Raw genomic sequence first — 13,313 nt, forward strand, 5'->3', positions numbered from 1 at the left:
CGACGAAGAGTACGGGTGCTAAGCCCTGAATCTCGTGATATTGATTCCAGGGTTTGACGGTAAATGACCCACTTCTTAAACCAAATCAACTCGTTCGTTCTTTTGACTGGTTCATTTTTTATCGTGAAATAGATGCCACAATGCAGGCAACGGTAACGTTGTTTACCAGATTGTTTACCCCACTTTATCGTGTCGGTCGATTGGCATGACCAACAACGAGCTTTCCTACTAGATTTTTCCATAAAAATTACCTTAATTGAAAACGTTTTCAATTAAGGTAATTAATCATTCTGGAATTCAAATCGTTATAAAGAATTTACCAACTATTTTTGGCCACATGGCCTTATAGACCTTATAAACCTTATAACTTTATGAACTCCGAACGTCAGATTCGGCACATATCCACCGGCATTTCTTTCTGTGCGTCCGTCACGGCCAAGGTGGTCATGTAAACAATGTCTCTCACGCTACATCCCATTTGTAAAATATGTACGGGTTTATTCAAACCAAGTAAAACGGGTCCGATGATTTCGTTGTTTCCTAGTTCTTGCAACACACCCAAGGCTATACTTCCGGAACTAAGGTTTGGGAAGATAATCGTGTTCACGTCCTTGTCTGCCAGTGGGGAGAACGGGAAACGTGCTTGTCGCAATTCGGTATTGAATGCGATGGATGCGGACATTTCGCCGTCAACCAGGATTTCGGGGTATTTACGATGAAGCGTGTCAACAGCCTCTTGTATCTGTGCCGGGCTACCCAAGCGGTATTCCCCGAAATTGGAGTATGAGGTGAGGGCGACAACCGGTTCCACGTTGAATTGTTTTACTGCCTCGTAGGTTAGGACGGTCACGCATTCCAGCGTGTCGGCTGACGGATGACTGTTGACTGTCGTGTCGGCTAGGAAATAAGTACCTTTTTTATTGGTCACGATGTGCATACCTACGGCATATTTGCAACAGGCTCTTAGGCCGATGATGTCTTTGGCAGCCCGGAGTACATCGTGGTAATTAGAGTGAATCCCGGAAATGAAACCGTCTGCCTCTCCGGATTCAACCATCATTAAACCGATGAAATTCGGGTTTTTCATCAATTCTTTGGCTTGTTCCAGAATAACCCCTTTTCTTTGTCTTTTTTCGTAATAAGCCTGGGTGTATTGATCTATTTTATTGATCTCTTTTGCCGGGTCGAAAATGGTTAGTTCGGGTAACTCTAATTTATATTGTTTTTGGAGAGTTTCGATTTCGGTTTTGTTGCCGATGAGTACGGGATAAGCGATCTTTTCGGAAAGTATTTCCTGTACGGCCATCAGGGTTTTTATATCGGCTCCTTCCGCGAACACGATCCGTTTGGGGTTAGTTTTGGCTTTACGGGTCATTCGGCGCATGAGTCTTTCGTCTTGGCCCATACGTTTTTCCAGTTGATCCCGGTAGGTATCCCAGTCTTCGATCTCCGTGCGAGCAACTCCCGATTCGATGGCGGCTTTGGCCACGGCAGGGGCGATGCGACTGATCAGACGGGTGTCCAAAGGTTTGGGAATGATATAATTCCTGCCGAAAGCGATGGACGGGTCATTGTATGCCATTTTCACGTTTTCAGGAACGGGTTCTTTCGTCAATTCAGCCAGCGCGTAAGTGGCGGCAAGTTTCATCTCCTCGTTTATGCTCCGGGCTTGCACATCCAATGCTCCCCGGAAGATATACGGGAATCCGAGTACATTGTTGATCTGGTTCGGGTAGTCCGAACGTCCCGTGGCGAAAATGATGTCCGGGCGGCTGTGAATGGCTTTTTCATAGCCGATTTCCGGATTCGGGTTAGCAAGGGCGAATACGATCGGGTCTTTGGCCATGCTTTGAATCATTTCTTCGCTCAATATATCAGCGACAGAAAGACCTAAAAACATATCGGCTCCAACGAGAGCTTCGGTTAGTGTACGGGCAGAGGTCTCAACGGCAAATTCTTCTTTCTCTGTGTTGAGGCCGGCTCTTCCCGTGTAGATAACTCCTTTGCTGTCGCACATGATCATGTTCTCTTTCTTCACGCCCAATGCTTTATAAAGGCGGGCGCAGGAAATGGCTGCGGCTCCGGCCCCGTTGACCACGACACGAATGGTATCAATTTTTTTCCCGTTGAGTTCGAGGGCATTTAATAACCCGGCAGCCGAAATAATGGCTGTCCCGTGTTGGTCATCGTGCATCACGGGAATATCCAGTTCTTCTTTGAGCCGGCGTTCGATTTCGAAACATTCGGGTGCTTTAATATCTTCCAGGTTTATTCCCCCGAAAGTCGGGGAGATCATTTTAACCGTTTCGATGAATTTATCCACGTCTTTCGTGTCGAGTTCGATGTCAAACACGTCGATGTCCGCGAATATTTTAAACAATAATCCTTTCCCTTCCATGACGGGTTTGCCGGACAAGGCACCAATATCTCCTAATCCGAGCACGGCTGTCCCGTTTGAAATCACGGCTACCAAGTTGCTCTTGGCTGTATATTTGTAGGCATCAATTTGATTCTTCTGGATTTCCAGGCAGGGTTCCGCTACCCCTGGAGAATAGGCCAGTGAAAGATCATATTGTGTACTATGTGGTTTTGTCGGAACGACTTCAATCTTTCCGGGACGTCCCATTGCGTGGTAATGCAGGGCCTGTTTTTTATCCATGTTGTTCATATTTTTAGTCATTTTAAGCGTGTGTAAAGCTATTTGGACTTGATTTAAATAACAAGGTATGATACGTTAATAAAAAGTTAAAGTCAGGACATTAACTCGGGTTAAAAGAATTTATAATTAATTTAGCAAATTGTAACATTGGTGCGTTAGATAATGGGAAAATTTGGAGGCATAATATTGATCTTGATATTATTGATGTGGTGTTGTAATACCCGGAAAACGGTTGTGGAGTTTAATCTTATCGGGTCTTCAGGGATACAGCCGGAGCTGATGGTTAACGGGGAGGAACGGGAAATTGAAGTGGATGACTCCGGCTATGCCAAATTGATGCTGACAGAGGGCGAACGCGGATACGCAACGTTAAAATATGGAAAGGATCGTCTTCCTTTGTTTATTGAAGACGGAACGACATTGCAAATATATATTTACGGGGACCATGCTAAAGGGAATATCCGTTTTGAAGGAGACGGCTCTCCCAAGAATAATTATTTGAATAGTCAGGTCATGAAGAATCTGTCTGTCGATTATGAACTGAATGCCCCGGAGTTTTTAGGCCAGTTGAAGGACTTGATTCAAGAGCAGTTTCATTATCTGGATACCATGGGTTTCGATGCCGCTTTTACTGAGATGGAACGGAACCGGATCAAGTTTTCCACTTATAAAGCGTTGGAAAATTACCCTTTGTATCATGCTTGGAGTACGGGAAACACGGATTATCAGCCGGATACCGCTTATCTTTCCTGTATCAAAAAATTGATCAAGGAAGATGAGAAGTTGCTGGTTCTGAAGGAGTACCAGGAAGGAATGGCCTCCTTGGTTTCGTTGATCAGTACGTACCACATGAAGGAGCTGGATGCCTACAAGCAAGTGATGGCACAGTTTGATTACGTGATCCACCATTTGACGAACGAGACGCTGGTGGAGTTCCTGATCGATCATTACGCTTATGCTTATTTGCTTGGTGTGGGAATTGACGAGCATATTGATGATGTCTTGCGGGTGTATGATTTTTACGTGAAGGACCCGGCATTGCGGAAACGGTTTCAAGAGATTTATGATCGTTGTGCGAAAATTGTCCCCGGTAGTCCTGCTTTTGATTTTATGTTTACGGATATTGCCGGGCAAGCTGTCGAATTGGAAGATTTCAGGGGAAAATATCTGTTCATCAACGTGTGGACTACTTGGGGTGTTCCTTGTCGCTATGAAAATCTGGCTTGGGAGAAACTGGAGAAAGAGTTTGAAGATGAAAATATAGTGTTCGTGGCTGTTTCTTGTGATAATGACCGTGCAGTCTGGGAAAAGCGGGTGCGAGAGAATCCCAAGGGAGAAGTACAATTATACATAGGGAGTGACCGTTCTTTCATGGATTTTTACATGATTCGCGGAATCCCTCGTTTTATTTTGATCGCTCCGGATGGACGTATTATCAACTCGGATATGTCACGACCTTCTGATCCCGAAACAGCGAAAACGTTGCGGGCTTATCTGAAAGAAAAATAGTTTTTATTTAAACCACTGGGTCACGTCCTCATTTTTCAGAATGTGGATGATTGTCTTGCCGTCAGCCGTGTAATTGGGATGCTGGCAGGCGAACAAGTTGTCGAACAGATTGCTCATTTCCTGTTTGTCCAGTGGGGTATTGTAATCCAGCGATGCCGCCTTTGCGAGTGATAGGGCTATGCGCTCCCTCATTTTATCCCGGATTGAACCTTCCGTGTTCTTGTAATGTTCAATCAGGCTAATAAGCACTTCTTTTCCGCGAGAAGTCGACAAGTCGGACGGGGTGGCGTAGATGGCGTAGCAATTCTTTCCGAATTCTCCGAGTTCAAAGCCTAACATGGCCAGATCGTCCATGATTTCTTTTACGAGTAGAAAATCTTCAGCCGAGAGTTCTAGAGTTTCGGGGAACAGGCTTTTTTGTCCGCAGATTTGTTGGTGTGACAAGGTTTCCAGATAACGTTCGTATAGCACCCGTTCGTGCGCCCGTTTCTGATCAATGAACATCAACCCGGAATGAACGGGCGTGACAATGAATCTGCCTTTCATTTGCACGAAAGAGATGATTCCTTCGTGGTCCTCCTGTTTCTCTGCCATTTCGGGGATTTCAGTTTGTACTTCTTCGGTTTTATCTTCCAATCCGGCGAAGAGTGCATCCCAGTTCGCGGGAACTTGTTCCTTGTGCCGGGGTTCGAAGTTCTGGCGTGAACTATTACCGCCTGACTGTTCGAAGTTTGAATCTTCTTTCGAGATCGAGGTGGAATAGTTGAACGGGTTGTAATGGGGGTTATAACTGACCTTGGGAACCTTCGGGAGAATCGGAGAGTCGGGAACCGTGAAGTCAACCTTGTCTTCCGTGTCAAAGTCGATTGTCGGGGTTACGTTGAATTTGCCCAAGGCCTCTTTCACGCTGGCCAGTATAATTTGGAATATAGCACTCTCGTCTTGAAATTTGATCTCCGTCTTTGTCGGGTGGATGTTCACATCTATGATGGAGGGGTCCACGGTGAAATAAAGGAAATACGAGGGGATCATGTCCCCGCTAATCAGTCCGGCATAGGCTTCCGTGATTGCTTTATGGAAAAAGTTATGTTTCATGAACCGGTTGTTCACGAAAAAATACTGTTCCCCATAAGTTTTCCGGGCGTGCTGGGGGATGCACACGAAACCATTGATGGTGACGATTCCCGTTTCGCAATTAACCGGGAGTAGCTTTGTATTAATCGTTTTCCCGAAGGCATTTACAATGCGCTGGCGCAAGCCGGATGCGGGCAGGTTGTATATTTCATTCCCGTTGTTGACGAGCGTGAACGCGATATCCGGGGCGGTGAGGGCTACCCGTAAGAATTCCGTGGTAATATTACGGAGTTCCGTGGTGTCCGATTTCAGAAATTTTCGCCGGGCGGGAATCGTGTAGAACAGGTTTTTAACCAGCATATTTGTTCCCCGGGAACAATTGATATTTTCCTGGTTTTTTAATTCAGAATCGGCCACGAAGAGGTAGGTCCCCAGTTCATCCTCTTCCCGTTTAGTGCGTAATTCCACCTCTGCCACGGATGCAATCGATGCAAGGGCCTCTCCGCGGAATCCCATCGTGCGGATGTTGAACAAGTCCTGCGCGCAGGATATTTTGGATGTGGCATGACGTTCAAAAGCCATGCGGGAATCTCTCGGGGACATTCCTTTCCCGTCGTCAACGACCTGGATGAATCCTTTGCCCGCGTTCTTTAGGATAACTTGTACTTTTGTTGCCCCGGCATCAAGGGCATTTTCCATTAATTCCTTTACCACGGAGGCCGGACGTTGTACGACCTCTCCTGCCGCAATCTGGTTCGCTACCGAGTCGGGTAATAATTGAATTACGTCTGCCATACCGGAATTCTTAGAATAATTTCATGATGAGATCGATCTTGTACGTTGCCAAATAGAAGATCCCGATCAGTATGATAATAAGAATCATGAAGATACGGGTCGAGTAACCAAGACCTCCTCCGAGACGCTCATTTTTACGTTTGGCGTATTCTTTTTGAAGACTGGCCTTGACATCGGGAATATATTCATCCCCATCTTCCGCTAACCCCAATTCTGCACGAATACGTTTTTCTCGTTCTTTTCTGGCCTCTGCTTCCGGGTCCCAGTAGCGGGGTTTTAAGTTGAAACGACGGTGTTCCGGTTGTTTAAATAGTCCCATGGTTTTTATTCCTTAGCACGTTAAATCTTTAATTGTTCGTTTTCGTTTTCTTCGATGTCTTGCCAAAACTACGGGCAATCCATTTCGGTACGATAAATGCCCCGATAAACAGGTAAGGGTAGTAGCTGATGAGCCTCCATAAAATGGCCATCGCTATGGCAACCCCGGCGCTCGGAAGAAATTCTCCGAGGTACTTGGAGAAGACAAATTCCGCAAAACCGCTACCACCTGGTGTCGGGCTTACCAGCATCATGATCCACATGACGAGTTGTCGTGCAAAGATAAGAAAATGTTGCGCCCAATCATAACGTCCGAACCAAAAAGCCACGAGGATGGCGTTTACTACCCAGTAACGTGCTGTCCACGAGAAAAAAGTGGCTCCAAATGTTTTTAGCCAGAAGGAGAACGGCATACTTCTTAATTCGTGGGAATTCCGGATAATATCGGTTCCGGCCTCGTTGGCATCGTGACGCCATTTGCGGAGAATACGCCACCGGAATAATTTCATGATCAGCCATTTCAAGCCCCGAGGATTCTTGAATAACCCGTAGCTTAATACGAGAAGGTAGGCAAGTTTCACGCTATATCCGATAACGGCCACGAGAATTAACCCATCGGCCACTGCTTTCGTGGTATCCGGCATTTCCCACAGTGCCTGATGGTTGACGAACAGCAGTATAAGTGGAAACATGATGATGAAGTACAATTCGTCAAGAAAGGAGGTTGCCATGACCATGGCGGAACTTTTCCCGACCCCGATTCCTTCTTTATGCACGAAAAGGATCGCTAGGCTGGTTCCCCCGATGGCGGAGGGAGTTACTGCCGAGGTGAATTCCCAGAGGAATATGATTCGGATGGATTGTATCCAGTTTAGTTTTCCGCCGGATAGTATTTTGATCCGGATAATATACCCTAAATCACGGATGGCCATACACAGGATGGCAACGAATAACCAGAACACGGTGTTCCATGTAAAGGTGATCATGTCAAATGCTTTAGGATCGAATTCTTTATATAACATGTAAGAGACCACTGCCAACCCGATAATGATGGGGTATATGATTTTATACGGGCTGATTTTTTTTGTCAGTTTCTGGTTCTCTTCTTGGCGCTCCTGTTCCATAAACTCCGTTTTTTATTTGTGGCTAATTTACGAAAAAAAGGACAACGTGTTAAACTCGTTGTCCTTTTTTTCAAGAGAGAGTGGTTAATTAGGCTACGATGATTTTTTCACGACGGGAGAGATTTTCGTGGTATCGTTTGCTTACAGCCTGGTGAATGAAGTACATGTAAGGTAATCCCAAGTTGGTTTCGAGAAGGGAGTTAACCACGATGGTCATGAAACTCGGGTTACGGATTCCCGTGACCAGTAGTACGAATTCCCATGCGAATTGTACTAGAATCCCGATGGCAAGAATCCACAGTATGTTAATCTTTCGGGTTTCGTCCGTCGTTCTGATGTTATGAATACAAAGAATAGCATATCCCACGAAGAGGATGAGGGCCATGATACCATGGTAGGCTCCCGTACCCCTTGAAATGGCGATCGGGGCGAAATTACCCCCGAAACTTTGGCTTAGTAACGAGGTGGTAAACCAAGAGACGATAATCAAGATGGACCATTCCAATGCCCGTTTGTCCCGGTCGAGCCAGAGCCATATCCATACGAAATTCGTGAAACCGTAACTCATGCTTAACCACAGGAGAAAACAGAATGGATCGGCTCCTTCCACACTTCTCGTGCCTAAATACAGGTAAAAATAACCATAGTCAACAATGAAATACAGGATTCCGGCCAGTAATCCGACAATGATTGCCAAATATCTTTTCGTGTAAACTAAGGTTGCACCTAGGAAAAGTAGGAACGCGACATCAAGGTACATGTAAAGTGCGTTCATCGTACGTGCTGCAATAACTTCCATTATGTTGTATGTTTAGGTTTAGTGATGATTTATGCAACATAATTTATGCCAAATTGGAATATTTTTGCTGAAATGCTAAAATTGTTCCTACCTGTTTCTAGGGTTTGTAATCTTCCGGGTGAAGTCTTACCCTCGGTATGGCCTACTCTTGCGTCTTGTCGTTATCTCTTCGTTATCCTTTCGATGAAGTCAGTTTCTATAGGAACGAAGGGAAAACGGAGAGTTGATGACAACATAAAGAGACAGATGTAAGTGTTGGTTTGGGGATGGAAGGGTAGAGAAATAGTTTTGAAATAAAAATTTGAGTATTTGTACACCACTTTTCCTTGTTTTTTTAAGCCGTTCCAAAACCTAAAAAAAGCCCCGAAAAAAACGAAAACACTCTTAAAAAGAAAAAGCATTGAAATTCAATGCTTTAGGTGGTGTTCGTGGAGAATAACGGAATCGAACCGTCGACCTTTTGAATGCCATTCAAACGCTCTAGCCAACTGAGCTAATTCCCCATTTCTGGTTGCAAATATAGATAAATATTTGAAAATAGAAAATGGTTGGGAATAATTTATATGAAATTTGAAGTCTAAAATCGAATATCACTTTGCACCGGATAATGATCGGAATACTTAACGGTATCACGAGTATAAGATACTGTGCCGAGTGTTGGTGCGTGCAGGATGTGGTCTATACGGAACGAGGGGAACTCCCCGATATACGTGTTTCCGAGACCACGTCCTTTTTCAATGAAACAATCTTTCATCCCTTCGGACAACGTGTGATAAGCGAAGGAGATCGGGGTATCGTTAAAATCCCCGCAAATGATAACCGGGTAGGGGGATTGTAGCATATGATCTTTTATTATTTGCGCCTGTTTTGCTCGGTTCCGGTTGGCGGTAACCAGACGAGAAGATATCGTCTTGACGCCTTGCGTGGCATTTTGCGTGTTGCCACTGGTGAGTTCCTTGTATATCTGTTGTTCATTTTTGCCTAACCGGTAGGATTCAAGATGTACAGAGTATACCCGGATCGTATCTTTACCGATGGCTATGTCTCCATAAACACAGGCGGCCGAATGTCCCTTGTCGAATTTAATCACGCCTTTGTTAATAATCGGATAGCGGGAGACAAGTGCGACATCCCGATTGCGGTGATAATACGGGTAAGCAGGGAATTTTTTGAAGGAGGCTTCCCGTTGAGGAAATTCCTGCATACAAACGATGTCGTTACCGCTATTATTTATGTAATTTTCGATCTTTGCAGGTGCATCCTTTTCGCCTATTCCTAACATCTGGATATTGTAAGTCATGATGGAAAGGTCGTGGGGGGCATCAGGTACGGTTTGCGGGTTCAATCCATAGTAAGTGGTAATTAACGGATACCCGGCTGCGATAATCAGTATGGATAGAATAGCTATCTTTTTCCAGCGTGCAATCCAGTAAAGTAGCAGGATAATGTTTACAATCAATAAATAATGATAGGTGTAGCCCAGCAGTGATGAAAAATAAAACACGTTAGGGTTAATATAGGGAGCGGTGTAGCTCCCAAGTAATCCGATCATGGCGATGATCGTGACGATCCTCATGATAATATCAAATAACCGACTCAAGGAATTTTAGATTTAATAATTTTAAATAGAACTCCTCCATCAGCTTTGCTGCCACCTCCTCTATAAACAGAGGAGGAGCCGGAATCGTCTTCGTCTTTGGGAAAAGGTACCAGCTCTCCCTCTGTTTATAGAGGGAGTACCCCGAAGGGGGGAGGGAGTTTATTTTCAATTCTCCATTCTCCATTTTCAATTGTTTTTCGATTTGAACAATATCTCCTTTTCTTCTTTTGTCAGGCTTTCATAACCATGTTTAGAGATTTTGTCCAAGATGCTGTTGATGCGGTCGTCTTTTCGTTTTTTGTACTCGTTATATTCCATGTCATTCATGTCCGAGACTTTCTTTTTGTACTTGACTCTCATGGTCTTCTTACGGAATAGGCGGCTGTTGCCTAACTTGGTGAAGAGGGATGAAAGTCCTTTGGTCAAGTCGAGATTGCGACGGAAAGACAAGGTGAAAAGATAACCGAACAAGGCTCCCCCGAGGTGGGCAATATGCCCTCCCGCGTTACCGCTGGGGATACTTAGAAGGTCTATGACTGCCGTGAAGATCGCCAGGTGAATAAGTTTCACCGGGCCGATCAGAAACACGTATATCTTGTAGTTCGGGTGATAAGTACACACGGCGAACACGATGGCCATGACGGATGCCGAGGCACCGATGGCCCACGACTGGTAACGTTCAAGCTCGAAAGCGGGAAACAAGGCGTAGGCAGCCATGTAAATGATAGCCCCGGTAATTCCCCCAAGGAGATACACTCCCGTGAGTTTCTGGCTGGAGAACGTGTTTTGAAAGATCGAACCGAACCAGTACAGCCAGAGCATATTAAACAACAAGTGTAGAAAACCGAACTGGGTGAACATGTAGGTAATTATCGTCCACGGCGTGTAAAGCAGGCGTTCCGGCAGTGCGGGAACACCCACGTAAGGCAACAGGAGTTGTTCGAATCCCCGTTGTCCGGCCAGTACGAAGAATACTTCCAGAATCTTAATGACGAGAAAAACACCGATATTGATATAGATCAGGCGGGTAAGTGCCGTTCCTTGTTTGAAGGAGTTCTTTATCCCATTCCAGATTCCACCTGAAAAATTCGATCCATACGCCCTGTTGTACATAACCTATCTTTTTCTAGTAAAACTTCTTGCTGTGTTTTCGCCAGTAAAGAATCAGGAAGAAACCGAAAAGCATACCACCCAAGTGTGCAAAGTGAGCCACGTTGTCACCTACCGAATTCTGTAAACCGAAGAACAATTCAGCGGCACCGTACAAAAGCACGAAATACTTCGCCTTGATGGGAATGGGAATGAACATCAAGTATAACTCGGTGTTCGGGAACAACATACCAAATGCCAGCAATATGCCGAAGACAGCCCCGGATGCCCCGATAGTCGGAACGTTGGTATAGGCCTGAATAATACTTTGCATGTAATATTCAGCCTGTCCGGCAAACTGCGAACTGGCAGGTGCGGCATTCCAGGCATCGACAAATTGCATCAATTGCGAAAGTAGCCTAGGGTTGCTCACGTGAGAGCGGACGAACTCGGCGAAGACTCCCGCGTCGGGAGTACTTTGGAATGCATAGAATTGTTCCTGCATATTGTGTAGCCCGTACCAGCTTACCAGCGAGTGGAGTGCGGCAGCACCTAATCCGGTAACAAAATAGTAAATAATAAAACGTTTGGTACCCCATACCGATTCTAGTATCCGGCCGAACATGAACACGGCAAACATATTGAAGAAAAGGTGAGTAAGCCCTTCTTGCGTGAACATATGCGTGATATACTGGTAGATCTGGAAATACTGGGATTGCGGCAAGTGCATTCCGAGTATATTGACAAGATCAACGTCCGATCGCTGGCCGATCATGTTAACGGCCAAGAAAACGAGTACGTTGATAATGATGATGATCTTTACTGCCGGGGTGATCCCGGCGAAGGGTCTATAATTGTTCATTGTTCAGCAGGTTTATTATTTTCCTTGTTTTCCGGTTTATTGTTTTTGTCTTGTTTACGTAACACTTTCGGTCCGTCCGGGCGATTTGCCGGTTTCTCGTTGGAACGATTACCCTGTTGGTTATTATTCCGGTTTTCGGGGCGGTGCTTGGGCCTGTTGCCTTGCCTGTTTTCGTTTCTATTCTCGTTCCTGTTTTCAGGCTTGTTCCCCGTGTTGTTGCCCGGATTTTCCTTGGGTTTATTCTCGTTATTCGTGTTGTTGTTCTCTTTCTGGTTGTTTTTCCGGTTATTACGGTTTCTGGAGTGATTTCGTTTGCCTTGATTTTGTTTTTTCTCGTCAAAACGATTCAAGCTTTCTTCTCCCACCCCGTCCGTGTAACCGATGTTCACTTGTTCTTCTTTTTCGACATCGACAGCTTTTGCCGGAATTTGACCCCGTTTGTTCATGGCGATGATCTCTTTCACGCGGGCAACGGATAGTTTGATCAACGTACCGCGTCCTTCTTTGTCGAAAGAGTAGGACATATTGCGACCGAAAATATCTGTTTTCTGGTGATAGAGCATACCTTCGCCCGTGTTCAGCCAAATATTGGTGGACGGGAAATCTTTTTGCTCGTCAATATAAGCATCGACTTCGTAATTCAGACAACATTTCAACTTACCACATTGTCCTGCCAGCTTTTGCGGGTTTAAGGAAATGTCCTGATAACGGGCGGCAGAAGTGGAAACGGAAATAAAGTTCGTGATGAACGTGGAACAGCATAATTTACGTCCACACGACCCGATTCCCCCGATACGTCCTGCCTCCTGACGGGCCCCGATCTGTTTCATCTCGATCCGGATGTGGAATGTTTCCGCCAGAATCTTGATCAGTTTCCGGAAATCCACGCGGTCATTGGCGATGTAGTAGAAAATGGCTTTTGTCTTGTCCCCTTGGTACTCCACGTCCCCGATTTTCATGTCAAGTCCGAGTTCGGCAGCGATAACACGTGAACGGATCATCGTGTCGTGTTCCAAGGCGATGGCCTGTTGCCATTTCTCGATGTCGTGGGGTTTTGCCTTCCGGTATATCTTTTTCAAGGGATTACGTTCCAAGTCGACTTTTTTCAGTCTCATCTGTTCCCGCACGAGTTCTCCCGTGAGGGATACAATCCCGATGTCGTGTCCAAGAGCTGCCTCCACGGCCACGATGTCCCCGATATTCAGTTTCAGGTTACTGTTGTTTAAATAAAAACCTTTCCTTGTATTTTTAAACCGGACTTCCACGATTTCAGAAGGAGTGCATCCTTCCGGGGTATCTTCCATCCAGTTATAGACCGTGAGTTTTCCTGCCAGCAGGCGGTGGTCAATCACGGGGACAACCTGTGGTTGTTGCTTTATATTTTTGTTTTCGGAGTTATTCTGTACTTCTTCTTCGTTTATCTCGCTCATACTGTATTAATTGAAAATTGAAAATTGAAAATTGAAAATGATGTGATATTTATT

The 13,313-nt window shown here is 45.3% G+C and carries 11 protein-coding genes, 1 tRNA gene and 1 pseudogene; 1 reads left to right on the plus strand and 12 read right to left on the minus strand.

Annotation, left to right across the window (positions count from 1 at the left end; all coding sequences use genetic code 11):
* Both AB5542_RS06060 and AB5542_RS06065 read right to left on the minus strand, forming a co-directional pair.
* A pseudogene (locus AB5542_RS06060) lies at positions 1 to 242 on the minus strand (hypothetical protein); the annotation flags it as partial.
* 143 nt (positions 243 to 385) lie between these two features.
* Positions 386 to 2,668 (minus strand): NADP-dependent malic enzyme, encoded by a 2,283-nt coding sequence (locus tag AB5542_RS06065; protein WP_279038607.1) that lies wholly within the window; start codon positions 2,666 to 2,668, stop codon positions 386 to 388.
* Between the two features lie 153 nt (positions 2,669 to 2,821).
* On the opposite strand from AB5542_RS06065, the gene AB5542_RS06070 reads away from it, so the two are divergent.
* A complete protein-coding gene (locus AB5542_RS06070) occupies positions 2,822 to 4,168 on the plus strand; it encodes a TlpA family protein disulfide reductase (RefSeq protein WP_279038606.1) in 1,347 nt (448 codons plus the stop codon).
* A 3-nt stretch (positions 4,169 to 4,171) separates the two neighbouring features.
* On the opposite strand, the gene mutL is transcribed toward AB5542_RS06070, so the two are convergent.
* The 10 genes from mutL to AB5542_RS06120 form a co-directional block, all read right to left on the minus strand.
* Positions 4,172 to 6,037, minus strand: a complete 1,866-nt coding sequence (gene mutL, locus AB5542_RS06075) for a DNA mismatch repair endonuclease MutL (protein WP_279038605.1) — start codon at positions 6,035 to 6,037, stop codon at positions 4,172 to 4,174.
* A gap of 10 nt (positions 6,038 to 6,047) precedes the next feature.
* Positions 6,048 to 6,356: a hypothetical protein gene (locus tag AB5542_RS06080; RefSeq protein WP_124316467.1), complete on the minus strand. Its 309-nt coding sequence runs from the start codon at positions 6,354 to 6,356 to the stop codon at positions 6,048 to 6,050.
* Positions 6,357 to 6,384: 28 nt separating this feature from the next.
* Complete coding sequence (locus AB5542_RS06085; RefSeq protein WP_279038604.1) at positions 6,385 to 7,479, minus strand: YbhN family protein; 1,095 nt, start codon at positions 7,477 to 7,479, stop codon at positions 6,385 to 6,387.
* A gap of 88 nt (positions 7,480 to 7,567) precedes the next feature.
* Positions 7,568 to 8,278 carry a hypothetical protein gene (locus tag AB5542_RS06090; protein WP_279038603.1) on the minus strand — a complete coding sequence of 237 codons (711 nt, stop codon included), beginning with the start codon at positions 8,276 to 8,278 and terminating at the stop codon, positions 7,568 to 7,570.
* 429 nt (positions 8,279 to 8,707) lie between these two features.
* Positions 8,708 to 8,781: transfer RNA gene (locus AB5542_RS06095), tRNA-Ala, on the minus strand.
* A gap of 74 nt (positions 8,782 to 8,855) precedes the next feature.
* Positions 8,856 to 9,878 carry an endonuclease/exonuclease/phosphatase family protein gene (locus AB5542_RS06100; RefSeq protein WP_279038602.1) on the minus strand — a complete coding sequence of 341 codons (1,023 nt, stop codon included), beginning with the start codon at positions 9,876 to 9,878 and terminating at the stop codon, positions 8,856 to 8,858.
* Positions 9,862 to 10,062, minus strand: coding sequence for a hypothetical protein (locus AB5542_RS06105; protein WP_279038601.1), 201 nt, complete (start codon positions 10,060 to 10,062; stop codon positions 9,862 to 9,864). Before AB5542_RS06105 ends, AB5542_RS06100 begins: the two co-directional genes overlap by 17 nt.
* A gap of 2 nt (positions 10,063 to 10,064) precedes the next feature.
* A complete protein-coding gene (locus AB5542_RS06110; RefSeq protein WP_270543268.1) occupies positions 10,065 to 10,991 on the minus strand; it encodes a rhomboid family protein in 927 nt (308 codons plus the stop codon).
* 13 nt (positions 10,992 to 11,004) lie between these two features.
* Complete coding sequence (locus AB5542_RS06115) at positions 11,005 to 11,829, minus strand: rhomboid family intramembrane serine protease (RefSeq protein ID WP_087419625.1); 825 nt, start codon at positions 11,827 to 11,829, stop codon at positions 11,005 to 11,007.
* A complete protein-coding gene (locus tag AB5542_RS06120; RefSeq protein WP_087419626.1) occupies positions 11,826 to 13,259 on the minus strand; it encodes a stage 0 sporulation family protein in 1,434 nt (477 codons plus the stop codon). The genes AB5542_RS06115 and AB5542_RS06120 overlap by 4 nt, the downstream gene beginning before the upstream one ends.
* Positions 13,260 to 13,313: the final 54 nt, after the last annotated feature.

This window comes from Butyricimonas sp. RTP31003st1_G1_RTP31003_210430 (genome assembly GCF_040920905.1).
GTDB classification, from domain to species: Bacteria; Bacteroidota; Bacteroidia; order Bacteroidales; family Marinifilaceae; genus Butyricimonas; species Butyricimonas paravirosa.

Coding starts and splice junctions, on each gene's coding strand:
- AB5542_RS06090 (WP_279038603.1), bottom strand. CDS start 8,278: ATGGAAGTTATTGCAGCACGTACGATGAACGCACTTTACATGTACCTT.
- AB5542_RS06065 (WP_279038607.1), bottom strand. CDS start 2,668: ATGAACAACATGGATAAAAAACAGGCCCTGCATTACCACGCAATGGGA.
- mutL (WP_279038605.1), bottom strand. CDS start 6,037: ATGGCAGACGTAATTCAATTATTACCCGACTCGGTAGCGAACCAGATT.
- AB5542_RS06120 (WP_087419626.1), bottom strand. CDS start 13,259: ATGAGCGAGATAAACGAAGAAGAAGTACAGAATAACTCCGAAAACAAA.
- AB5542_RS06115 (WP_087419625.1), bottom strand. CDS start 11,829: ATGAACAATTATAGACCCTTCGCCGGGATCACCCCGGCAGTAAAGATC.
- AB5542_RS06105 (WP_279038601.1), bottom strand. CDS start 10,062: ATGGAGAATGGAGAATTGAAAATAAACTCCCTCCCCCCTTCGGGGTAC.
- AB5542_RS06110 (WP_270543268.1), bottom strand. CDS start 10,991: ATGTACAACAGGGCGTATGGATCGAATTTTTCAGGTGGAATCTGGAAT.
- AB5542_RS06080 (WP_124316467.1), bottom strand. CDS start 6,356: ATGGGACTATTTAAACAACCGGAACACCGTCGTTTCAACTTAAAACCC.
- AB5542_RS06070 (WP_279038606.1), top strand. CDS start 2,822: ATGGGAAAATTTGGAGGCATAATATTGATCTTGATATTATTGATGTGG.
- AB5542_RS06085 (WP_279038604.1), bottom strand. CDS start 7,479: ATGGAACAGGAGCGCCAAGAAGAGAACCAGAAACTGACAAAAAAAATC.